A 23,836-nucleotide genomic window follows, 5' to 3' on the forward strand; every position below is an offset into this window, starting at 1 on the left:
CTTTTTTTATGTTTCGCATGGTTTGTTTGTGGGTGTCATCCTAAAATGACAGATTGCTCCTGATTTCTGGATTTCTTCTTTCTTGGGTAAGAAAATTTCGGGCTATGCCTTTTCTTGTCATTTTTCAGAAAGAGTATTCTGGAAAGAATTCTGCATAAATATTTATTCAGCCCTCCGATTTATGCAGCTTTAAGTCAATATTTATACAGAAAACAGCCCCTTAAAATGAAAATTCGGTGTGTTTCTCGTTTGAAACTCTCAGGGTCACTCAGAAGAATCACCCTGATGATTGCAGAAAATCATTGGGAAGGCTGAGAAAAATTATCGAAGTGTTCTTTTTAACTTGCCTCATTGCTACTTTTTTCAGCTCTTTTCCGGAGAAAGATAAGTATAGAAACAAGGGCTAATTTCTTCTCCTTCAAGTGTTTCTTAGAAAAACAGCTTGCTGAGAATCTTTATTTTGAAATCTTTCCTGGAGCAGGGCGTATATTTTAGAGTCTCAGAACTCTGTTTTGACAAACTGTCATTTTGCTTTTCGGTCTTTCCTGATGCCCGGTTTCTGAAGAGGATATGTCGGTGCTGAGCTAGACCTTTTATCTGTTTGCTTCATATTTGCAGGCATGTTTTTTCTCTTTCATTGCTTTGCCTCTGATATGTTTCTGCTTTTGCTGTGTTTTCGGTTTCTGTATGAAATTAGTTTGAGGTGTCTTGATGGAAGCATTCAGCTCCCAGGTCCGGGCATTTTAGGAAATCCTATTTAAGAAGACATAAAAAAAACTGCATCGTAACGCACGATGCAGTTTTTTCTATTTATATGGTCAGATGATTAATACCAAGTGTTCTCAGTCTTATACATCTTGAAACCGTCGATCTTGTTCCAGTATCCACGAGTGAAGTCAGGAATTTCAACTGGAGCACATCCGTTAGACATTGACAGGTAACCCAACTCTGCCAAGCAGCACCACTCAGCCAAGTCATATACGTCCATATCCATTGGCAGACCGTTCTGCAAGCAGTAAACCATACGGTAGTCCATGATGAAGTCCATACCGCCGTGACCACCTACGTTCTTAGCCTTTTCGCCGACCTCAGTGATCAATGGGTGCTGGTACTGCTTAACCAATGCCTGCTGAGCCTCTGCTGGCAAGAAGCCGTGAGCTGACAGGTTCTCGTGGTTAGGCACACCGTCCAATTTAACTTCCTTACCCTGCAATGCATAACCCTCTACCGGATACTTGTTGGCAAAACCCTTAGTACCAGTCAGCTGATACTTACGGTTGTATGGCTGAGGAGTCATTACGTTGTGCTGGATTTCAATAACCTTACCCTTCTCTGTACGCAGCAAAGTAGTAGTGTGGTCACCGTTCTGGAAGTCGTTGCACTCCTTACCGGTAGCTTTCTCTACCAATCCCTTACCGATAACAGACTTGGTATCCATAGCAACCAAAGTAGTCAGACGGTCACCACGGTGAATATCCATAGCCTGTGCTACAGGGCCAAGGCCGTGAGTAGCGTATACGTCACCTTTGTGCAGTTTGTTGTATTCCAAACGCCATCCCAGCTTGTCGTTTGCATCCTTCTTCCAGTAGTAAGCCCAGAAGTCGCTCAAATCGTGAATGTAAGCACCTTCACCGCGGATTACCTCACCGAACAAGCCTTTCTTAGCCATGTTCAAAGTGTTCAATTCGAAGAAGTCATAGCAGCAGTTCTCCAACTGGATACAGTGCTTGCGAGTCTTCTCTGACATGTTGATCAAGTCCCAGCAATCTTTCAAGCTCATTGCAGAAGGAACCTCGATAGCTGCATGCTTGCCGTGCTCCATAGCATAGAGAGCTACAGGTACGTGGTGGTTCCAGTCTGTTGCAATGTAAACCAAGTCAATATCGTTGCGCTCGCACAACTGCTTGTAACCTTCCGGACCGCTGTAGATATCAGCTGCTGGCAGACCAGCCTTCTTAACGATATTTTCGTTTACACCTTTAGCACGTGCTTCTTCGTGGTCGCAAAGTGCTACGATCTGTACATTCAGACCAACATCTTTCATGTGAGTGAAACGCTCTACGGCACCTGGTCCGCGCATACCCAAACCAACGAATCCAACACGTACGGTCTTCAAAGCTGGAGTCTTCAGTTCCAGAACATTTTCCTGACCCTTTTCGCGTTTTGGAACGACTGTACGGATAACACCGTCTTTTCCGCGTTTCCATTTAGTAGTAAAGTGGTAATTCAAGGCAGGTTCATTGCCTTCATTGGCAGCAGAAGTGCTCTGTACTGGACACCAGGTAAGCATCATAGCAAAAGCACTAGCCAATAAATAATGTACTTTTTTCATGTGAATTTTGTTTAATTAGGGTGTTATTAAATTCTTCGAGCGACAAAGATAGTTTAATGTTTTATTTTTTCCAAAGATTGTGATTTTTAATACGTAAAAAGTTTGTTTTTTTTAATGCATTTAAAAAAATGCACCTTATTATTTTTTACCGAACAACGGATCAATTTTCAAAAGTGAGGATACCCAAATGGTTAACGGGCAGCAGGCCATGACAAAAAGGAAGAAATAGAAATATCCGATCTGTTCCTGTATCCAACCGGCAAACATCCCCGGAATCATCATGGACAGAGCCATGAAAGCGGTGCAGATGGCATAGTGGGCTGCCTGGTATCTGCCGCGACTGTAATAAATCAGATAGAGCATGTAGGCCGAGAAGCCGAATCCGTAGCCGAACTGTTCCAAAAAGATGCAGCTGCTGATGAGCAACAGCGAGTCGGGATGATAATAGCTCATATATACATAAACGAGATTGGGCACGGTGATGCTCCAGGTCATGGGCCAGAGCCACCGGCGCAGTCCGCCGCGTGCGATGGCAATGCCGCCGATGATGCCGCCGAGTGTCAGTCCGAGCACGCCGATGGTGCCTTGTGCCAGACCGACTTCCTGAGTTGTCAATCCCAGTCCGCCCTGACTGACGGGGTCTATCAGAAACATGTTGGCCACCTTGATCAGCAGGGCCTCCGGAAAGCGGAAAAGCAACATGAAAAGCACTCCGGCCAGAAACTGCGGCTTGCGGAAGAAACTGACAAAGGCGTTCATGAAGTTTTTCAGGAAGTCGCGCGACCGTGCCGAAGCTTGCGGAGGAACGCTTTCGTTTCGTGGCAGCATTACTTTGTGATAGGCTGCCATAAGAATCAGGAGAGCGGCCAGAATGTAGAACATCAGACTCCAGGACCGGGCTATGTTTTCGGTATAGACTTCCAGAGTGCCGGCCAGCATGATGAGCAAGCCTTGTCCGGCAATAGTACCGACGCGGTAGAATGTGCTGCGGATGCCGACATAGAGCGCCTGCTCATGCTCCTTGAGAACGCTCATATAAAAGCTGTCGGCGGCAATGTCGTGGGTGGCACTGCTGAAGGCCACCAGCCAGAAGAAGGCGAGGGTGCTCTGCACGAAATGTGTTGTGGGGATGCAGAAGGCCACTCCGGCCAGTCCTGCTCCCAACAGAATCTGGGTGATGATGATCCACCACCGCTTGTTGCGGAGCAGATCGATCACCGGACTCCAGAAAGGCTTGATGACCCACGGCAGATAGAGCCAGCTGGTGTAGAGGGCGATTTCTGCATTCGACAGGTTCAGCCTTTTATACATGACGACCGAGATACTCATCACCGTGACATAAGGAAGTGCCTCGGTGATGTAGAGGGTCGGAATCCATTTCCAGGGATTATTGTTTTGGTTTTTCATGAATATTCTTGTTTAGTAGAGTTTTTTGATTTGGGTATGCGGGTAGTAGTGTTTCAGGATTTGCCGGTAGTCGTATCCTTTCTTGCCCATCACAGCGGCCCCGATCTGGCACATGCCCACACCGTGTCCCCAGCCGGCGCCGTGCAGGATGAATTCCTTCGGTGCACCGTCGGCTTCCGGACCTTTCTCGATCATGAAGGCGGCACTGTATAAATGGGTCTTGGCAAACAGACGGCGTATCTCGAGTTCCTTGCCGATGATTTTCGAGTATTTTGTTCCGACAATCCGGATGCGTGAAAGACGGCCGCCCGGTCCCCGTTCTATGGGAACGATATCGGTTACCTGTCCGAAATCGATGCCTGTGGCTTCCTGCAGCCGTTCCAGAAGCAGCTCCTGAGGGCAGACTGCCGTCCAGCGGAAGAAGTCCGTAGTGCTTTGGTCGTAATGGTTCAGAATCTGTCCGAGCAGTTCCCGGTCGTTGGTGTTGCAGAAACATTCCGGGCTTTGGGATATCCATGCGGCGGCATCCGCTTCCCGACTCAGGTCGGCAGCCTGTGACGGGACGGTGTCTCCGTGTGCCACGAGATAAGGCACCTGATGGTCGTCCCAGCAGTAGCGGTATTCTTCCGTGGCTCCTCCGCAGCATTTCGAGAATCGTGCGTCGCAGATTTCGTGATTGAAGAGCAGCACCTCGCCCCGTGTTTCCAGTACGGCATTCCGGCTGCGCTCGGAAGTGATGCGGCTGATGCCCTGATAGCGCTGGCAGTGATCGTCGGCACACACGTCGAACAGTTTGTGCTCGCTCTGCTCATACCAGCGGATGATTTCTTCTTCATTGCTGAAACCACACACACCGGTGGCCGATGTCTTTTGCTTTTTCTGGAGAATCTGTGACAGAACCCAGCTGCGGCTGATGATGGCCGACGCTTTGAGGAATTCATACGGACTCTCGGAATTCATTTCACTGCAGATGACACTGCTCAGATAGGTCTCGGCTTTCACCCGGTTGATCAGCACCACCAGTCCTTCGTGTGCTTTCAGCATGATGCCGCCCTGAAAGGTCTGTGCTTCTTTCTGCTGCCAGTGGAAGTTGATTCCTATGGTCACTGCCGGCAGGGTGAAGTTTCCTTCTCCTTCGGGCGTCAGGTAGAGCCGGGGGTACGACTGTCCGTTCCACAGCAGTTCTCCGTTCCGGCAGCTCACGGTCTGTTCGCCCGTTACACGCTGTCCGTTGCATTGATAAGGTTCGTTCAATACGAAGGTCACCTCTTCCTGACTGAGGATACCCACCTGAATCTCAGGTTCCGATTGGGGCAGGGCCGGAGCTTTGCCGGTGATATATTCTGTGATCAGGTCGCTTTGTTCGCGGCTGATTCCCACCTCACTCAGGATTTCCGAGGCCTTTTCCGGAGTGAGCCGGTCATAGTCCTGCTCGCTGATGGCTATCAGCAGGCCGCCCATGTCGATGGCTCCCGGGCTGACCGACATTTGCTGGTCGTCCTCCCGGTAGTACACCTCCGGACGGTGCTTGCTGCGCGGGAATATCAGGATAATCTGTTCACCGCCTTCCTTTTGCCAGCCCAGCAGATTCATCATCGGCTCCTGGTCCAGCAGTTCTTCGGTCTGGGGCAGGGTGTCGGAAAACTTTTCGAGTGCCTGATATACGACGCGAAAGAGCGGACTGGCATCAATGTCCTTATGGATGCGCAGCACGAACACCGGAGTAGGGTAGTTCAGCAGCAGGAAAATACCGTAATGAGGCGTCGGGGCATGAGGCCCTCTTGCTGTAGTCTTGGGATAAAGATACTCCAGATAAGGTTCATAGTCCGTTTCCCAGCGCGCTTCTATCGGCACACATCCCTTGCTGCCGGCCTGAAAGTGCATGTGGTCGGGTGCGGAGGCACCGCAACTCGGGCCGTTATAGAACACGATATACGGAGACAGCCGGTTCAATAACATCTGGTACGAAGAGAAGGCCGGCAGGATTTCCTGCGGACGGTGTGTCTCGGCCACGATGGTGAAATGTATCGGCAGAATGGGAAAGGGATTGACCAGCAGTTGGTATCCCTTGCAGATGTTCTGATACATTTGTTCTTTGGGCCGGTTGTCGTCGCAGAGGAAGCACGAGCGGCGCTTGATGGACTGTTTGTCGGTTTTTGCCTTTGCCGACTGGACGCGTGCCGGGTTGAACTGCGCTTTCAGGCAGAAGTATTCATAGGGCAACTCCTTGCTGCGGCACGTTTCTTCCAGATTCCGGAAGCGTTCTGCCGCTTCGGGCCATCCGGCCAGCTGCTGCTGGAAAAAATCCGTGCAGGATATGTTTGGATAGTTGGAATTCATCGTTGGTTTTCTCTTTGGCGCGCCTTGATTTCCAGGGTGCGCAGCTTGTCTTTATAATGATTGTTCTTGTTTGTCTGTGTGATGTTCAGGGCGGCATCCGAGTTTCCTTCCCAGCGGCGGCACAGATAGAGTTCCGTGTAGATGCGGGCTATGTGATAATGCCGTGAGAACATCAGTCCCAGAGCATAGTCTTCGCCATAGCTGGTGTTCGGGATCTGGAGCTCGCGTAATAACGGAGTGAAGAACGCTCTCGGTGCGCCCAGACCGTTGATGCGCAAGGCATTGTTGTGACCGTTCTCTGCTGTCCATTCCTTGTGGTCGATGAGGCCGGGAGGCAGTGTGTTGAGCTGGAAGTCGGTCATGCGGTAAGAGCCGATGACCATGGCGGCCTGCTCTTTCCGGAAGGTATTGACGATGGTTTGCAGAGTATCGGGTCTGCTATACAGGTCGTCGGAGTCCAGCTGCACGGCAAAGCGTCCGCACTGCGGATGGTTCACGGCCAGACACCAACAGCCTCCGATGCCCAGATGTCCTTCCTCGGGAATGAGGTGAATCACACGTTTTTGTGCTGCCAGCGACCGGATAATCTCCGTAGTCCCGTCGGTGGAGTGATTGTCCACGACGATCACGTTGTAGTCAAAATCCGTCTGTTGTGCCAGAGCGCTTTCGATGGCATCGCGGATGGTGCGTGCCCGGTTGCGTACGGGAATGATGACTGAGGCCTCCACCGGAAAGTCACCCTCGTGACAGATGCCGCGGATGCTTTCGGGCGCGATGTAGGCCTGTATCTTTTTCAGATGTTCCGTGCAGGCCTGTTCCATTTCGATTTGTGCCTGGCGGTTCTTCGGGTCCACATAGTCAAAGTTCTTCTCTCCGCTGAGGCGCAGGTCGTCTTCCTGCTCCGTGTAGAGGAACTCATCCAGATGCACGATGCTTCCGTGCCGGCTCAGGAACAGGCGCAAGTCATACAGTCCGGCAAAGGCATAGTCCGTTTCCGGTGCCTCGTCCAGATATTTCCGGAGCAGTTCGGTGCGGATGAGCAGCAGGGAGCCCATCTGGAAATCATCGCGCACGCTGCCCTCCTGATAGTCGTTGACCGGGTGCGCCTGAAGCTCTCCATTCTTGATTTCATAAAAATCGGAATAGAGCAGGGCGGCCTGGGAATCGTCTGCCACGCGCACCATGCGCTCCAGAGCGTAAGGCTCGGGCGTTACGGGGGTTGTCTTGGTATAGAGCAGACAATATTCGGCGTGGCTTTCGCGGGCTATCTGGAGCATGCAGTCGGACGAGAACAGTCCTTTGGATGCATTCAGGAGTCGGGTATCGGGAATTTCAGCGACATCGCTTCCGGGCAGGCAGAGCAGGCTGGTCTGGCGAACAAGAGGCAGGCAGTTCCAGGCGTGGAGAAGCGGTTTTGCCTGTTCCGGGGACAGATAAGGAACAAAGCAGTCAACTAGGTGTTTCATGTGTAAATGATTTTTTATTTGATATGATAATAAATGCAAATATAATAATAAGCCACGGATTGCTATGAAAGTTTTCTGTTTTTTCCGTAACTTTGCCTACGAACGAGAATTATTTTGATATGAACGAATCGAAACAACCCTTGTTGGGAATGAATATGGAGCAACTCAAGAATGTAGTTGCCGAACTGGGCATGCCGGCTTTTACGGCCAAGCAGATTGCCGAGTGGATTTATGCCAAGAAAGTGCGGTCCATTGATGAGATGACTTCCATATCTTTGAAAAACAGAGAAAAACTGAAGGAAAAGTATCAGATAGGATGTTCCGAACCGGTGTCGTGCCAACGGTCGGTCGACGGTACGGTGAAGTACTTGTATACCACCCTGGCCGGCGGATTCATCGAAACCGTTTACATACCCGATGGGGAGCGGGCCACGCTGTGTGTGTCTTCGCAGGTGGGCTGCAAGATGAACTGCCGCTTCTGCATGACCGGCAAGCAGGGCTTTTCGGGCAATCTGTCGGTGACCGACATCCTGAACCAGCTTTACTCCCTGCCCGAAAAGGATAATCTGACCAACGTGGTCTTCATGGGACAGGGCGAGCCGTTTGACAATCTGGACGAGGTGCTCAAGGCCACCCATCTGCTGACCGCTCCATACGGATACGGCTGGAGCCCGAAGCGCATCACCGTGTCTTCGGTCGGTCTGAAGAAAGGACTGAAGCGTTTTCTGGACGAAAGCGACTGTCATCTGGCCATCAGTCTGCACAATCCTTTCCCCCAGCAGAGAGCACAGATCATGCCTGCCGAGAAGGCTTTCTCCATCCGCGAGATTGCCGATTTGCTGCGACAGTATGACTTTACCCACCAGCGTCGTCTTTCGTTTGAGTACATCGTGTTCCGCGGTGTCAATGACTCGATGGAGCACGCCCGCGAGCTGATCAGTCTGTTGCGGGGGCTGGAGTGCCGCATCAACCTGATCCGTTTCCACAAGATACCCGGAGTGGACGAACTGGACGGAGCTCCCGAGGAGGTGATGGTGCGCTTCCGCGACTATCTCACCAAGCACGGCGTGTTTACTACCATCCGTGCTTCCCGCGGAGAGGACATCTTTGCGGCCTGTGGTCTGCTGAGTACCGCCAAACAACAGGAACTGGAAAACAAACACTAAATGATAAAACCCATGAAAAAAATAAAGTATCTCATTCTGGGAGCATGCTTCCTGCCTTTCTTCACCTCGTGTGAGAGCAGTCTGACCAAGCCTACGGCCAGCGGACGACCTTATGAAATGCTGGTTGTGGTGGGCGACTCCCTGTGGCAGCGCCCTGCCGGAAGAGCCCTTTTCGATGTGTTGGATACGGACATCCCCGGATTGCCCCAGCCCGAGCGCTCTTTCCGCATTTCGCAGACAGACCCGGCACGCTTCAATCAGATTCTGAACATCTTCCGGAATATCATTCTGGTAGACATCAACAAAAAGGAATATACGCAGACCAAGATGCGTTATGTGCGCGACGAATATGCGCGCTCGCAGATCATTCTGCACATACAGAGTCCCACCGAGGAGGAATTCCGCCAGTTCGTGTCGGAGCACTCCCAGCAGATTATCGACTTCTTTGTACGCGTGGAGATGAACCGTCTGATCAAACAGCTCAAGGACAAGCATTCGGTTATGGTTTCCGAGATGGCCAAAAATATGTTTGACTGCGAACTGCTCGCTCCCGACGAGATTCAGAGCTATAAGAAAGGAAAGGATTTCTTCTGGACTTCTTCCAACTCGGCCACAGCGATGGTGAATATCTGCATGTATTCCTATCCGTATGAAGGACCGCAGACCTTCAACAAGGAGTATGTGTTGCACAAGCGCGACTCGGTGATGCAAAAGAACATTCCGGGCTCGCAGCCCAATATGTATATGGCCACCGATACCATGGCCACCTTCTGCCGCCCGATTTCCGTAAAGGGAAGCTATGCCTATGAGACCCGTGGTCTGTGGTATATGGAGAACGACGGTATGGGCGGTCCGTTTGTGAGTCATTCACGCGTGGATACCGTGAACAACAAGGTGATTGTTGTGGAAGGCTTTGTATTTGCTCCCGAAAAGATGAAGCGCGGACTGATCCGTCGTGTGGAAGGAGCCTTATATACGCTGAATTTGCCTAAGGAAAAGGTGCAGGAACTGGAACTGGGTATCCCCGAGATTGAGATTTCTGCCAAAAAGCAAGACTAACATTTAGAACATTTATTGATTATGGAGAATAGAAAAATTCGTGTGGGAATCACACAAGGAGATATAAACGGAGTGGGCTACGAAGTGATCCTGAAGGTTTTTCAGGAAGGAGGTATGCTGGATCTGTGCACCCCCATCATTTACGGCTCCCCCAAGATTGCGTCTTTCCACCGCAAGGCGCTCGACCTGAATACCAATTTCCTGACCATAGACCAGGCCGAGGATGCCGTTGACGGAAAGGTGAATCTGGTGGCCTGCATCGAGGAAGAAGTGAAAATCGACCTGGGCAAGCCGACCAAGGAGAGCGGACAGGCGGCCCTGATGGCGCTGGAGCGTTCCATCATCGACTACCGTTCCGGACTGATTGATGTGCTGGTAACCGCACCGATCAACAAATACACCATCCAGAGTCAGGAGTTCCAGTTCCCCGGACACACCGAATACATTCAGGCCTGTGTGGGCGAAGGACAGGAGGCCCTGATGGTGCTGATGAACCGCACGCTGCGTGTGGCTCTGGTAACGACACACCTTCCGATCCGAAAGATAGCCGATGCCATTACTCAGGACGCCATCGTGCAGAAGTTGCGCATCTTTAATAAGGCGCTGAAGCGCGACCTGGGCATCGAATCTCCGCGCATCGCCGTGCTCGGACTGAACCCTCATGCCGGCGACCAGGGATTGCTGGGCGAGGAGGAACAGACCATCATCAAGCCGGCACTCGAACAGGCTATGGGCGAAGGCATCTTCTGCTTCGGACCGTTTGCGGCCGACGGCTTCTTCGGCTCGCGTGCCTATGAGGCCTATGATGGTGTGCTGGCCATGTATCACGACCAGGGTCTGGCTCCGTTCAAGGCATTGGCCATGAACGACGGAATCAACTATACGGCTGGACTGCCTATCGTGCGCACTTCGCCCGATCATGGCACGGCATACGATATTGCCGGCAAGGGATTGGCCGATCCTACTTCGTTGCGCGAGGCCATCTATACCGCCATCGACGTGTATCGCAACCGGATGCGTTATGATGAGGCTTATGCCCATCCGCTCCGAAAGATGTATTATGAGAAGCGTGACGACAGCGACACGCTGAAGCTGAATGCTCCCGAAGAGGAAGAGGCATGAAAAACAAACTGAGAAACTTTTTCTTCCTGATCGGTGTGGTGGCGGTGGTCATCATGCTCTGGAAGTTTGAAATGCCTTACGATCAGGTGTTACAGAATGTGCAGCGTGCCGGAATCTGGTTTCCGGCCGTGCTGCTTCTGTGGGGCGTGATTTACTTGATGAATACCTGCGCCTGGCAGGTGATTCTGGAGTCGGGCGACGGTGAGGGGCATGTGCCTTTCTGGAAAGTCTACAAATACACGGTGACGGGCTTCTCGCTCAATTACGTCACTCCCGTGGGCCTGTTGGGCGGTGAGCCTTACCGCATCATGGAGGTCAGTGCCTATGTAGGCAAGGAAAAGGCCACCTCGAGTGTGATTCTGCATGCCATGATGCACATCTTCTCGCATTTCTGCTTCTGGGCTTTTTCCATTCTGCTTTATCTGGCGCTTTACGGAGCGCAGATGGGATGGGGGATGGCTGTGCTGCTGTTGCTCATTGCTGCCTTCTGTGCGTTGGGAATTTACTTCTTTATGAAGGGATACCGCAACGGACTGGCCCTGAATGTGCTGAATTTCTTTGCCCGTCTTCCTTTCTGCAAGAAGAAGTTCGGCGGATTTATCGAGCGCAACCGGGCCGCCATTGAGCGGGTTGATGAGCAGATTGCTGCCCTGCATGCCCAGAGCCGCCGTGTGTTCTATCTGTCGCTGTCGCTCGAATTCTTTGCCCGCATTGTGGGATGTCTGGAGATCATGTTCGTCCTGTTCATCATGACCGATCATGTTTCCTTCTGGGACTGCATCCTCATTCAGGCCTTTACCTCTCTGTTTGCCAATCTGTTTTTCTTCATGCCCATGCAGATGGGAGCGCGTGAGGGCGGTTTTGCCCTGGCAACCGGCGGACTGGCCATGACGAAGGCTTTCGGAGTCTATACCAGTCTGATTGTGCGCCTGCGGGAGATTTTCTGGATCATTGTGGGCATTGCGCTGATGAAGGTGGGCAACCGTGTGCGGAAGTCCTGACGGATTGCCGGAGACCCTCCGGAAAAAACATCTTGATGAATTGTAAAAATCATTTTGATGTTTTCAGAAATTCATCGAAATGATTTTTGAGAACGATAACGGTCGGCCACTGCATGCGGTCCGGCACCCATAAATAAAGGAGGCATTCCCATTCCGGAATGCCTCCTTTATTCGTATCTGTCCTTTCGTATTATTCCTTTTGTGCCTTGCGCCAGCTGATGACGGCCTGCACCATCTCCACATCTGCCGGTACGGTCACCTTGAAATTATAGTTGTCGCCTTGCGCAATGTGCAGAGGCATGTTTCCCCATTCCGCCATCAGGGTATAGAGCGACTGGGTGCGTTGCAATTCTTCCTGTTTCCGTTCTTTCAGTATCGGGAGCAAATCCTCCATGCGGAAGGTTTGCGGAGTCTGTGCCCGGAACAGCTTGTCTCTTTCGATCAGTCCCTCGGAGTGCAGCCGGTCGCTGCTCACCATATAAGCCTCGTTGCTTTGGATGCCGGTAATGGCATTCCCGTAGCGTTGGCAGGTTTCCAGGTTCTGGGAAATCACGTTAGCGGAAATCAGCGGTCGCACCGAATCGTGTGTCAGCACCAGATCCTGGTTGCTGTAGCCCTTGGTTTCCAGTCCCATGATGCCGTTGTAGAGCGATTGCATGCTGGTTTCTCCCGAGGGAAAGCATCCGCAGAATTTCCGGATTCCTTCCTGCTGTGCAATCTGTTTCACCTTCTCTTCCCACATCTGGTCGCAAACCACATAGATGGCATCAATGCCCTCATGCTTCTCAAAGGCGGCCATCGTGTAGGAAATGAGCGGTTTTCCCTCTATTTCCATAAACTGTTTGGGGTCGTGCTGGTGCATTCGGCACCCTTTACCTCCGGCCAACAGCAGAGCGATGTGTTTGTTTGTTCTCATTTGTCGTTCATTAATTCTTCGGTGAATTGCTCACAGAATTTCTCGTGTCTGTTTTGTGTATAGAATCGGAGTGCCTCCAGCACAATGATTTCAAAGCAGAAGAAAATCCACGGCGCTCCGACCAGCAGAGACAGGAACAGCACACCGACACGGGTGTCGAACGTCAGAATGTTGGTGTATTTCATCAGCGGCAGGCTGGCCTGACGGAATCGGTTGCACAGATCCTGCGGGATGACAGTGGGGTACTTGCTGCGCAGCACCTTGTAGAACTTCTGGAACTTGGGCGTCATCTTCTCCTGGCTGCGGGTGTAGTTGCTGTAGAAGTACAGATAAATTTTGTGGAACCATTCCTTGCGGTTCCAGGGCAGCGAGTACATCAGGTCGCGTTGCTGGCGGTAGTGGTCCAGTTCGCTTCCGCTCTCTCCCTTCAGGAAAAAAAGGTGTATGTTGCGGTAATAGTCGGCCAGAGCACATTGGCGTGCATGGCAGTGGAAACCGGAATAGGCGGCAATGATCCAAATCCAGTAACCCCATTCCGCGTGCAGGCGCAGGCAGATGAAAAAGTAGATGGAGAAGAACCACACGTCTCCGGCAAAACCGTCGAGGATGCGTCCGATGAGTGTCTTCTTTCCGGTCATGCGCGCCAGCTGACCGTCGGCACAGTCGTACCAGTTGGCCCAGATGAGCAGCAGCATACCGATCAGATTCATTTTCACATCGTCATACCAGAAGAAATAGCCTGCGGCGGCGCCGATGACGATAGACAGCAAGGTGACCGCAATGGGGTGTACGTTAAGTTTCCGGAAAAACAAAGCCCATAAATATCCGGGCGTGCGGGTTACATATTGTTCAAACTTACCTTCGGTATCTTCTGATTTCATAGTAGCGCGCACTCGCTCTTCTAATTCACTGAATTTCATATTTCAAAATTAACTATGGGGTCAAACGATCTGCGTGGAGCATCGTATTCGTACAAAACACTCCCTAAAAACGTTGCAATATTCGCAAAAAAAAGCGAGATATGCAAGTAATAGTCACAAATTTCAAAAATAGTGCTGTCATAATTGCAGTCCCTGATTTTTTTGTGTAATTTTGTCAGATTATGAACAAAAACAGTGTTTTCTATGAATACGCCCGAAGTACAGTTGCAAAAGAAAAAATATGGCATTGTCGGTAATTCAGAAGGACTGAACCATGCTTTGGATATCGCCTTGCAGGTAGCCAAAACCGATCTTTCCGTGCTTATCACGGGAGAAAGCGGAGTGGGAAAGGAAGCGATTCCCCGCCTGATACACGACAACAGCCTGCGCAAGAACAAGAAATATTTTGCGGTGAACTGTGGCTCCATTCCCGAGGGAACCATTGATTCCGAGTTGTTCGGACACGAAAAAGGGGCCTTCACGGGAGCGGTAGGCGAGCGTGAGGGCTATTTCGGTGCGGCCAACGGCGGAACTCTCTTTCTGGATGAGGTGGGCGAATTGCCGCTTTCTACCCAGGCCCGTCTGCTGCGTGTGCTCGAAACGGGTGAGTATATCCGCGTGGGCTCCAGCGAGGTGCGCAAGACGGATGTGCGCATTGTAGCGGCCACAAACGTGAACATGGCGCAGGCCATCAAGGATGGAAAGTTCCGTGAGGACCTGTATTACCGTCTGAACACCATCCCCATTAAGATGCCGGCCCTGCGCGAGCGTCCGGACGATATCGTGCTGCTCTTCAAGAAATTTGCGATGGACACCGCCGAGAAATACAATATGCCCGAACCCATAGAACTGAGTGAGGAAGCCAAAGTCCGAATGAAGAGCTATCCCTGGCCGGGCAATGTGCGTCAGCTGAAGAACGTGACGGAACAGATTTCCATCCTTTCGAAAGAAAGGTTCATCACTCCCGAGATTTTGGAGGAATATGTGCCCGAGCAACCCATCTCGCACGACCTGATCCAGCTGAATGCTTCGGGAAAGGAGCAGCATTCGTTTGAGAACGAGCGTGAGATTCTTTATAAAATCCTCTTCGATTTGCGTAATGATGTAACCGAACTGAAAAAGCTGGTGCACAGTCAGCAGACTGCCGGTTCTTCAGTCGTGCCTGCCACTTCATCGGTTCCGGCAGTGCAGATGCACAATCCGACTCCTTATTACGGCAGCAGTATGGCTTATCCTCAGGAACATCCGGCAGCCTCGGTCATGCCGCCCCAGGTGCAGGTCGTGCCGGCGGCAAAGCCTGCGCATGAGGAGGACGAGATACAGACCCCCGAAGAATATGTGGAGGAGTCTCTGTCGCTCGACGATTGGGAGCGCCAGATGATCATCAAGGCTCTGGAGAAAAACGGAGGCCGGAGAAAAGGCGCTGCACACGATCTTAACATTTCAGAAAGAACCCTTTATCGAAAAATCAAGGAATATGGACTTGAAAAATAAAAGAAAACAAATCCGGTGGGGCTGGCTGGCCGCTATGGTCGTGCTGCTGGCTTCATGTACGATATCCTATAAATTCAACGGAGCGTCTATCGATTACACGAAGACCAAAACCATTCAGATCACTCCGTTCCCGCTGCGTTCGGCCTATGTGTGGGCGCCGATGCAGTCCATCTTCAACAATCGCCTGACGGATGTATTTGCAACCCAGACCCGCCTGATCCAGGTGCAGCGTAACGGCGATTTGCAGATTGCCGGTGAGATTACGGGATACGAGCAGTATAACAAGGCAATCTCGGCCGACGGTATGTCTTCACAGGTGCAGCTCAAGATGACGGTCAATGTGCGCTTTGTCAACAACAAGAACCATACTCAGGACTTTGAACGCCAGTTCTCCGCAACAGCGGAATATGATGCTACCCAGCAGCTTAATGCCGTGCAGGAGGAGCTGGTCACTCAGATGGTGAAGGACATTGTGGACCAGATATTCAATGCCACGGTGGCCAACTGGTAAGGAGTATTTTTTATGATTTAGACATGTCTTTATGGACAACATGACTATCTGGGATTATATCCGGCACCCCGAAAAATTGGATGCTGCATCCCTCGAATATCTTGAGGGACTGGTTGCGCGCTATCCGTTCTTTGCCGTGGCAGAGTTTTTGTATGTACGTAATCTGAAGAATCTGCATCACCGCTCTTTCGAGGCTTCCCTGAGCCGGGCGGCTTTGAATGTGCCTTGTCGTGACAGGCTGTTTGCTTTTCTGGAACCCGATGCCTGTGTGCTGAAACACGAACAGAGAAGTCCCGTAGCGGCCGTGACCGAACCGGCCAGCCGGGCGGACAATCTGATCGATTCCTTCCTGAATGTGAGTACACCGGCAGAGCGGCCGTCGCGTTCCCGTGGGCGTATGGTCGATGCCCGTACGGACTATATCGGTTATCTGCTGCAAACCGAGGGAGAGCAGCTTGAGGAAAATGCGTCGGCGGATGCCTCCGAACCGGTGCCGCGCCTGAATCATCAGGATCTGATTGACGACTTTATCGGTCAGGGGGACAAGCGCATCGTGCTGTCGCAGGAAGAGACACAGCCGCATCCCGAAATCGAGGAACAGAGCAACGGAGAAAGCGACTGTTTTACGGAAACATTGGCTAAAATTTATATCAAACAGGGCAGATATGAAAAAGCTATTGAAATTATACGTAAATTAAGTTTGAAAAATCCAAAAAAAAATCGTTACTTTGCAGACCAGATACGTTTCTTAGAGAAACTGATTATTAATAACAAAAACAAATAACTAAATCAATGTACACAATTCTTTTAATTTTAACGGTCGTTATTTCCATTTTGATGTGCTTGATCGTTCTGATTCAGGAGTCTAAAGGAGGAGGTTTGGCTTCAAGCTTCTCATCTTCAAACCAGATCATGGGTGTGAGAAAAACTACCGACGTCGTTGAGAAAACCACTTGGGCTTTGGCCATCGCTTTGGTTGTATTCAGCGTACTGACTGTTTTCTTCATCCCGAAGACTACTGCAACTGATTCTGTAATCATGAATCAGGCTAAGGAGCAGAGCGCAACAAATGCAAACAACATTCAGGGATTTGGCGCCAGCCAGCAGCCGGCTCAGCAGGGTGCTGCAGCTACACAGCCTGCAAGCCAGCCAGCTCAGCCAGCCAGTCAGCCGGCTCAGTAATCCTTTTGAGGGTATTTGTTGCCCGTTTCCTTCAAGTCTGACTATAAATATAAGGCTTGTTTAAAAAAGGTTATAAAAGAAGACATCTGCTCTGCGGATGTCTTTTTTTATTTATCTTTGCTTTATAACCTATTATAATATAATTAGAGTATGAAGAAAATGATTTTGGGCGTAGCCCTCGTTTTAGGTTTAGGTCTGTCGTATTCTTCTGTAGCTTACGCTTCAGCTCCAGCAGCCGAAGTAACACAGGGAGATTTGAAGAAAGGAGATGCTTCTCCTTCATTCTCTTATAAGGATATCAATGGTAAGACCGTAACCTTGGAAAGTTTAAAGGGAAAGATTGTTTATATTGATGTTTGGGCCACTTGGTGCCCTCCTTGCCGCGCAGAACTTCCTGCCCTGAAGGAACTGGAAAAGAAGTATGGCGAGAAGATGCATTTCGTAAGTATTTCTTGCGATCAGGATAAGTCAAAATGGGAAGCTATGGTGAAGGACAAGGATCTGAAAGGTATTCAGCTTCACATCGGAGCCGATCGTTCTTTTATGCAGGCTTATGCAATCAGTGGCATTCCTCGTTTCATTTTGCTGGATGAGGCCGGTAAGATCATTGAAAGTGATATGACCCGTCCGTCAAATCCTGAGACTGCCAAAACATTGGAAGGCTTGTTGAATAAATAAGATCATCTTAAGAAATTCCCTTTGGATAGGGTGGAGGCATGGAGTTTTCTTCATGCCTTTCTTTTTGGCATACCGGTATAACAAAAAAAGAGACAAGATAACTTGTCTCTTTTTGTACTGTGGTGGGGTGGCAGATGGGACTCGAACCCACGACATTCAGAACCACAATCTGACGCTCTAACCAACTGAACTACAGCCACCATTTAATGGATGAGAATTTACCCCTGCAATAAGAGGGGTGGCAGATGGGACTCGAACCCACGACATTCAGAACCACAATCTGACGCTCTAACCAACTGAACTACAGCCACCATTTAAACTCTCTCGGGTTGCTTCCCGATTGCGATTGCAAAGGTACAACTTTTTTGTGAATTTCCAAAGAAAACGGATTCTTTTTTACGAATATCCTTCATTTTTTTCCTCAGAACCTCTTATTTCCTGGATATACATGCCAAAAACAAAGCCTGTTCCCGGCATTTTGAAGTGCCAAAGAGCAGGCTTTGTTCTTATGGAGTATTCTTATTCAGAATAAAATTCCTTTTTTCCGGCAGAAAGAGTGTTCTTCATCAGCATGCAGATGGTCATCGGACCAACGCCTCCTGGTACGGGAGTGATGAAAGCACACTTGGGCGCTACTTCGTCGAACTTCACGTCGCCGTTCAGGCGGAATCCTGATTTGCGGCTGGCGTCAGGCACACGGGTGGTGCCCACATCAATCACCGTAGCTCCTTCCTTCACCATGTCGGCGGTAACGAAATCCGGTTGTCCGATTGCTGCGATGATAATGTCTGCTTCGCGGCATTCCTTCTTCAGATCGCGGCTGTGACTGTGGCACACGGTTACCGTAGCATCGCCATACTGTTTCTGCATCATGAGCTGTGCCATCGGCTTGCCTACAATGTTACTGCGTCCCAGAACAACACATTTCTTACCGCTGGTTTCAATGTTGTAGCGTTTCAGAAGTTCAAGGATTCCTTTTGGAGTGGCCGAGATATAGCAGGGGAGCCCGATAGCCATACGTCCCACGTTGATGGGATGAAAGCCGTCTACATCCTTTCTATAATCAATAGCCTCGATGACCTTCTGTTCGGAGATATGTTTGGGCAGAGGCAACTGTACGATGAAGCCGTCTACATCGGCATCACGGTTCAGCTTGTCCACCTCGGCCAACAGTTCTTCCTCGCTGATGTTGTCCTCAAAGCGCAACAGGGTAGATTTGAAACCACAAGCTTCACAGGCCAGTACCTTGTTCTTTACATAGGTTTCGCTGCCTCCGTCGTGACCAACCAGAATAGCGGCCAGATGCGGGCGTTTTCCGCCGGCAGCCACAATCTGCTGCACTTCTTCGGCAATCTCCGCTTTGATTTGTGCGGCTGTTGCTTTTCCGTCAATCAGTTGCATAGTGAAAAATTATTTGAGTTTTGGCATTTTCGGCATACCCGGCATCTTTGGCATGTTCGCCATCATTCTGCCCATCTTGCTGCCGGTTACCATCTTCATCATCTTGCGGGTCTGGTCAAACTGCTTGATCAGTCGGTTCACATCCTGAATGTTTGTACCCGAACCCTTGGCGATACGCTGACGGCGGCTGCCGTTCAGGATTTCCGGATTGGTACGTTCCTGCGGAGTCATACTCTGGATAATGGCCTCTATACCTTTGAAGGCATTGTCATCAATTTCAATGTCCTTGATAGCCTTGCCCACACCTGGAATCATGCTGGCCAGATCCTTCAGGTTACCCATCTTCTTGATTTGCTGGATCTGTGACATGAAGTCGTTGAAGTCAAACTGATTCTTGGCAATCTTCTTCTGCAAGCGCTTGGCTTCTTCTTCGTCATACTGCTCCTGAGCCTTCTCTACCAAAGATACGATATCTCCCATACCCAGGATACGGTCGGCCATACGTGACGGATGGAACGGATCGATAGCCTCCATCTTTTCGCCGGTACCCACAAACTTGATCGGCTTGTTCACGACTGTGCGGATTGACAGGGCGGCACCACCACGGGTATCACCGTCGAGCTTGGTCAATACCACGCCGTCGAAGTCCAGACGGTCGTTGAATTCCTTGGCGGTGTTTACAGCGTCCTGACCGGTCATGGCGTCTACCACGAAGAGAGTCTCATCCGGATTGATGGCATTCTTGATGGCGGCAATTTCGTTCATCATTTCCTCGTCAACAGCCAGACGACCGGCAGTATCGACAATCACCACGTCATTACCTTTGGCCTTGGCCTGCTGTATGGCGTTGAGGGCAATCTGTACCGGATCCTTGCTGTCCGGTTCGTCGTATACCGGGATATCCATCTGCTGTCCCAACACCTTCAGCTGCTCGATTGCGGCCGGACGGTACACGTCGCAGGCAGCCATCAACGGCTTCTTGTTCTTTTTGTTCTTGAGCATCAGAGCCAACTTACCGGAGAAAGTGGTCTTACCGGCACCGTTCAGACCCGCCATCAGGATTACTGCCGGATGGCCTTTCAGCTGCAGTTCGGCAGTTTCGCTACCCATCAGCACGGTCAGCTCGTCGTGAACGATCTTGACCAGCAGCTGGCTTGGCTTCACTGCGGTGAGCACGTTCTGGCCCAGAGCCTTTTCCTTCACGGTGTCCGTAAAGGTCTTGGCTACCTTATAGTTTACGTCGGCGTCCAGCAAAGCGCGGCGCACATCCTTCAGCGTTTCCGCTACGTTTATTTCTGTAATTTTTCCTTCTCCCTTGAGAATTTTGAAAGAACGTTCCAGTCTTTCACTAAGATTGTCGAACATATCTGTATTTGATTATTTGATTATTATCTTTTTTGTTTCATGCAATTTCGCGGCAAAGATACGAAAAAAAAGCCATCCGCAGGGTATGCGGGCGTAAAAAGCTTTATTCGTATTTTCGGACGATTCTGTTTTGTGCTCATTGTTTTTTGCCGAAATACCTTCCCATGTTATTGCCGATGGCATGGATCTCAAAGTCCGGCTGGCTCTTTCGGGGGTATATGCGCACGGATTCTCCCTTCCGGATGGGAATGTTGTAGGTGCGGTCTCCGATGCGGGTAATGCGGATGCGCCGTGAAGTGTCGAAGGTAGGATTGTCAAAATCCAGTTCGATGGTGCACAGTTCACCCGCCGTGTTGGTCACTTCCACGAAAGTTGTCTTTCCGTTTACCTTCTGTGCGCTGATCAGGAATGCCCCCTCTGTACGCAGATGATAGAAAGCAATGTTTTGCCACTCGGGCGGTACGGCCGGGAATATTCGGATAATACCGTTCCAGCTTTGCATCAGCATATTCAGGATGGCCTGTGCTCCGGCCAGTCCGGGAGTATAGTTGTCGGTCTTGGTCATCGAGTTGCAGAGCACCTGTTTCCGGATCATCTGCTGCAATTGTTTCAGAGCTTCTGTGCCGTTTCTTTCCGTGGCATAGAGCGATGACGCGGTTACGAAAGGAAATCCGGCACTCTTTTCGTTCTTCTTCACCCAGTCCGTAATGGATTTATGGATGAGTGGTTTGTTTCTTTCCACCTCGATGTTGAGCGTATAGAGCGGATAGATGCTCAGCAGATGCAGCGGCACTTCCGGACGATTTTGGTTGGCCAGCAGCACACCGTTGTGTGTCTTGAGCGGAGTGAGGCGTTTCAGAATCCGTTGCCATAGAGTGATTTGCGGGTCTTCGATCTGCAGGCGTCGGCTCATGGACAGCATGGTCTGACACCCCCAGCGCAGCATGGCCAGATCAAAATTGTTGTCTGTAACCGTATCCTTGCCGTGATGATAGAATGTGGTCAGGTGATAGTGTCCGTCGCTTTCCTCATGCAGCTGGTCTATGTAACGGTTGGTAGCCTCGCGCAGCAACGGATAGAGCTTGTAGCGCAGCAGGTTGTCGTCCATCTTGTGCCGGTAGATGGCCCAAAGGTTCTGGCAGGCCCACACCAGTTGTCCGTTTTCGATGTCTTTCTCATCCACGGCGGGCGGTTGCGTTTTGTTGCCCTTGCGGGAGAGGCGTCCCAGTATCTTTTTCCAGGTTCTTGTGGTGTCGGCGTCTTCTTCTGCCGCATTGTAGAACGCGTTTTCCAGCGGCAGTGCCAGTTCGTTGTGGTTGGTGCCGTTTATGGGCATGTAAATGGAGTGCACGTTGAAGTTCCAGAGCCGGTTGGGCCATTGTTTGTACACGGCATACGGCTCACCGTGGATGATGCCCAATCCGTCCTCGCGCATGGACGAACCCATCTTATACATCTGGGCCCAGTAGAAATTCTCTATCATGGCGTCCGGCAGGGTGACGAAGCTGGCCGAGTAGAAATCGTGCCACCAGTTCCGGTGTGCGTGGCGCACCCGGTTGAATCCCTTGCGCAGCACCATGCGGAATTCGCTTTTGCCCAGTTCGGTAGCTACCGTGTCGGGATAGGCGTGATTGATTGTGATATACAGCGTGTTGGCCTCTTTCTGCCGGGACAGATACCACAGCGCGGCCGTTTCGCCGCCCGACGGGCTCTTGAAGGTGCTAATGCCCCCTTCGGGATACACCTTGGAGCGTACGAAGCGTCTTTTGTACTCCTTCTGTTTGCTGGTGCTTTCCTCCTGAGCGGCTGGTTTCCAGCTCCATTCCGGTTGCGGTTCGTCGCCTTCGGTGGTGATGCGATTGATGATGATCTGCTCGTCGGCGTGTACGAACGAGATGATTTTTATTTTTCCCCGGTCGGTCCAGATTTCGGTTGTCGTCTCCGCATTCCATAAATCCAGCTCCATTTGTCCTTTCAGAATTTTTCCGGCGGGTGTCAGGATGAAATTACCCGTAGGGAGCAGTTCTCCTCCCAGAATGGTGGCATCCTTCAGATGATTGGTGGCCTCGGCATGACCGGTTGCAAAAAGCAAGGCATTGGCCTCAGGATCCTTGTAGACCATCAGTCCCAGTTTTCCGTTGCCCATGAAGGGAGCTTCGCTGCGCTTGGTGGGAAGCACGTTCCACAGCATATTCTGTCCTTTCATGAAGCCCTCCCAGTTCAGGGCCAGCGTTGTTTTTTCTTTTTCCGGAAACACTTGGGCCTGTCCGGTCATTGGCAGGACAAGTCCCAGAAGACACAGTCCGAGGATATGTTTTATTCTTTTCATGCAATCGCAGTTCTTTTCCTTAAGTTTTCACCGCAAAAATACGGATAAAGCGCCTTAATTCAAAGCAAAAGAGGGGATTCTTCTTACAAAAGATGGAATCATGCCGGTGATGTCGGATAGAATTTCTATCTTTGCAACCATGTCAGATTTCAGATTAAAGGTATTTCGTTCGGCCGCGCGCCACCTCAGTTTTACGAAGGCTTCCGAGGAACTTTATGTTTCGCAGCCCTCGGTGACCCGTCATATCCGTGAGTTGGAGACCGAGTACGGGCAGCGGCTTTTTGAGCGCACCGGAGGCCGGTTGCTGCTCACGCAGGCCGGAGTGCGCATGTTGGAACATGTGGAACGTATTCTTGAAGCATATTCGGCTCTGGAATATGAAATGAAAAAGATTTCCGGCGAGTCGGGAGGAACGCTCCGTCTCGGAGCCAGCACCACCATCGCCCAGTATGTGCTGCCGCGGGCGCTGGCCCTTTTCTCGCAGGACCGCCGCCAGACTTCCATCTATCTGCGCAACGGGAATACCGAAGAAATCGAGCAGGCCCTGCTGGCCCATGAGATAGACCTCGGTCTGGTGGAGGGCGGAAGCCGCCAGCGCGTGCTCAATTATATACCTTTTATGAAGGACGAGCTCGTGGCGGTGGTGCGCACGCACAACCGTCTGAATCTGCCCGAAGAGCTGACGGTGGCCGATCTGGCTTCCTATCCTCTGGTGCTTCGGGAGCAAGGTTCCGGCACCCTGGATGTGCTTTCTGCGGCCCTTATGGCCCACGGCATTCCCCTGTCGAGCCTGCATTCCTACGTACATCTGGGCAGCACGGAGAGCATCAAGCGCTTTCTGCTCTATACCGACTCCATCGGGTTTGTGTCCATCCGGGCCGTGCGCGACGAGCTGGCTTCGGGGCTGCTGCGCCTCATTGAAGTGCGCGACCTGACCCTCTGCCGCGAATTTTCCGTGGTGAGCCGTCAGGGAAACCAGGCTGGTCCGTCGGCCGATTTTGTGGACTTTCTCATGAAGAATGTCCGTTTGTTTATGTAGAAAATAAATACCCTCTATACGTTTTTGTTATAGCGCATAGTTAATTTTTAAGTATCATTTTGCTTTCCACGCATTATCTTTGCAGCAGAATAAAAAACCATTTAAAAC

At 50.9% G+C, this 23,836-nt stretch carries 17 protein-coding genes, 2 tRNA genes and 1 pseudogene; 10 read left to right on the forward strand and 10 right to left on the reverse strand.

The genetic code is table 11. The features are described from left to right. Nucleotides 1-826 precede the first annotated feature (826 nt). From DXA74_RS06725 to DXA74_RS16920, 3 genes and pseudogenes are all read right to left on the reverse strand, one after another. Entirely contained in the window at nucleotides 827-2,332 is a 1,506-nt protein-coding gene (locus DXA74_RS06725) for a Gfo/Idh/MocA family protein (protein ID WP_118526014.1), read from the reverse strand. A gap of 138 nt (nucleotides 2,333-2,470) precedes the next feature. Next, nucleotides 2,471-3,739: an MFS transporter gene (locus tag DXA74_RS06730; protein WP_118526016.1), complete on the reverse strand. Its 1,269-nt coding sequence runs from the start codon at nucleotides 3,737-3,739 to the stop codon at nucleotides 2,471-2,473. Nucleotides 3,740-3,751: 12 nt separating this feature from the next. Further along, nucleotides 3,752-7,545 (reverse strand): annotated as a pseudogene (locus DXA74_RS16920) (DUF4922 domain-containing protein). Nucleotides 7,546-7,664: 119 nt separating this feature from the next. Between DXA74_RS16920 and rlmN the strand changes: the two are divergent. Genes rlmN through DXA74_RS06760 form a run of 4 tightly spaced genes read left to right on the forward strand, consistent with a single transcriptional unit; the run spans nucleotide 7,665 to nucleotide 11,893 of the window. Further along, a complete protein-coding gene (rlmN, locus tag DXA74_RS06745) occupies nucleotides 7,665-8,711 on the forward strand; it encodes a 23S rRNA (adenine(2503)-C(2))-methyltransferase RlmN (protein ID WP_118526022.1) in 1,047 nt (348 codons plus the stop codon). A 12-nt stretch (nucleotides 8,712-8,723) separates the two neighbouring features. Continuing rightward, nucleotides 8,724-9,770 (forward strand): DUF4837 family protein, encoded by a 1,047-nt coding sequence (locus tag DXA74_RS06750; protein WP_199666112.1) that lies wholly within the window; start codon nucleotides 8,724-8,726, stop codon nucleotides 9,768-9,770. Nucleotides 9,771-9,791: 21 nt separating this feature from the next. After that, a complete protein-coding gene (gene pdxA / locus DXA74_RS06755) occupies nucleotides 9,792-10,892 on the forward strand; it encodes a 4-hydroxythreonine-4-phosphate dehydrogenase PdxA (protein ID WP_118526026.1) in 1,101 nt (366 codons plus the stop codon). Beyond that, on the forward strand, nucleotides 10,889-11,893 hold the full coding sequence (locus DXA74_RS06760) for a lysylphosphatidylglycerol synthase transmembrane domain-containing protein (RefSeq protein ID WP_118526028.1): 1,005 nt from the start codon (nucleotides 10,889-10,891) through the stop codon (nucleotides 11,891-11,893). The genes pdxA and DXA74_RS06760 overlap by 4 nt, the downstream gene beginning before the upstream one ends. 190 nt (nucleotides 11,894-12,083) lie before the next feature. Here the strand turns inward: DXA74_RS06760 and DXA74_RS06765 are convergent, their stop codons facing one another. Both DXA74_RS06765 and DXA74_RS06770 read right to left on the reverse strand, forming a co-directional pair. Then, the gene (locus DXA74_RS06765) at nucleotides 12,084-12,809 is read right to left on the reverse strand and encodes a 2-C-methyl-D-erythritol 4-phosphate cytidylyltransferase (RefSeq protein WP_118526030.1); all 726 of its coding nucleotides are present in this window, start codon (nucleotides 12,807-12,809) and stop codon (nucleotides 12,084-12,086) included. After that, on the reverse strand, nucleotides 12,806-13,729 hold the full coding sequence (locus DXA74_RS06770) for a CDP-alcohol phosphatidyltransferase family protein (RefSeq protein WP_118526032.1): 924 nt from the start codon (nucleotides 13,727-13,729) through the stop codon (nucleotides 12,806-12,808). The genes DXA74_RS06765 and DXA74_RS06770 overlap by 4 nt, the downstream gene beginning before the upstream one ends. 204 nt (nucleotides 13,730-13,933) lie before the next feature. Here DXA74_RS06770 and DXA74_RS06775 point away from each other — a divergent pair, with 204 nt between their 5' ends. The 5 genes from DXA74_RS06775 (at nucleotide 13,934) to DXA74_RS06795 (ending at nucleotide 17,594) form a co-directional block, all read left to right on the forward strand. Beyond that, nucleotides 13,934-15,223 (forward strand): sigma-54-dependent Fis family transcriptional regulator, encoded by a 1,290-nt coding sequence (locus DXA74_RS06775; RefSeq protein ID WP_118526034.1) that lies wholly within the window; start codon nucleotides 13,934-13,936, stop codon nucleotides 15,221-15,223. Continuing rightward, nucleotides 15,207-15,734: an LptE family protein gene (lptE, locus tag DXA74_RS06780; protein ID WP_118526036.1), complete on the forward strand. Its 528-nt coding sequence runs from the start codon at nucleotides 15,207-15,209 to the stop codon at nucleotides 15,732-15,734. The genes DXA74_RS06775 and lptE overlap by 17 nt, the downstream gene beginning before the upstream one ends. A 31-nt stretch (nucleotides 15,735-15,765) precedes the next feature. Further along, nucleotides 15,766-16,518: a tetratricopeptide repeat protein gene (locus DXA74_RS06785; protein WP_118526038.1), complete on the forward strand. Its 753-nt coding sequence runs from the start codon at nucleotides 15,766-15,768 to the stop codon at nucleotides 16,516-16,518. A gap of 8 nt (nucleotides 16,519-16,526) precedes the next feature. Beyond that, nucleotides 16,527-16,916, forward strand: coding sequence for a preprotein translocase subunit SecG (gene secG / locus DXA74_RS06790; protein ID WP_118526040.1), 390 nt, complete (start codon nucleotides 16,527-16,529; stop codon nucleotides 16,914-16,916). A gap of 150 nt (nucleotides 16,917-17,066) precedes the next feature. Beyond that, entirely contained in the window at nucleotides 17,067-17,594 is a 528-nt protein-coding gene (locus DXA74_RS06795) for a TlpA disulfide reductase family protein (protein ID WP_118526042.1), read from the forward strand. Between the two features lie 123 nt (nucleotides 17,595-17,717). On the opposite strand, the gene DXA74_RS06800 is transcribed toward DXA74_RS06795, so the two are convergent. The 5 genes from DXA74_RS06800 to DXA74_RS06820 form a co-directional block, all read right to left on the reverse strand. Next, nucleotides 17,718-17,794, reverse strand: a tRNA-His gene (locus tag DXA74_RS06800). Between the two features lie 37 nt (nucleotides 17,795-17,831). Further along, nucleotides 17,832-17,905 (reverse strand) — tRNA-His (locus tag DXA74_RS06805). A gap of 208 nt (nucleotides 17,906-18,113) precedes the next feature. After that, nucleotides 18,114-18,995, reverse strand: a complete 882-nt coding sequence (gene folD, locus DXA74_RS06810; RefSeq protein WP_118526044.1) for a bifunctional methylenetetrahydrofolate dehydrogenase/methenyltetrahydrofolate cyclohydrolase FolD — start codon at nucleotides 18,993-18,995, stop codon at nucleotides 18,114-18,116. 9 nt (nucleotides 18,996-19,004) lie between these two features. Further along, the gene (ffh, locus tag DXA74_RS06815) at nucleotides 19,005-20,360 is read right to left on the reverse strand and encodes a signal recognition particle protein (protein WP_118526046.1); all 1,356 of its coding nucleotides are present in this window, start codon (nucleotides 20,358-20,360) and stop codon (nucleotides 19,005-19,007) included. A 136-nt stretch (nucleotides 20,361-20,496) separates the two neighbouring features. After that, nucleotides 20,497-22,689, reverse strand: coding sequence for a glycoside hydrolase family 95-like protein (locus DXA74_RS06820; protein WP_118526048.1), 2,193 nt, complete (start codon nucleotides 22,687-22,689; stop codon nucleotides 20,497-20,499). A 139-nt stretch (nucleotides 22,690-22,828) separates the two neighbouring features. Here DXA74_RS06820 and DXA74_RS06825 point away from each other — a divergent pair, with 139 nt between their 5' ends. Continuing rightward, the gene (locus DXA74_RS06825; RefSeq protein ID WP_118526102.1) at nucleotides 22,829-23,728 is read left to right on the forward strand and encodes a LysR family transcriptional regulator; all 900 of its coding nucleotides are present in this window, start codon (nucleotides 22,829-22,831) and stop codon (nucleotides 23,726-23,728) included. Nucleotides 23,729-23,836 lie beyond the last annotated feature (108 nt).

This window comes from Bacteroides sp. OF04-15BH (assembly GCF_003477995.1).
GTDB lineage: Bacteria > Bacteroidota > Bacteroidia > Bacteroidales > Bacteroidaceae > Paraprevotella.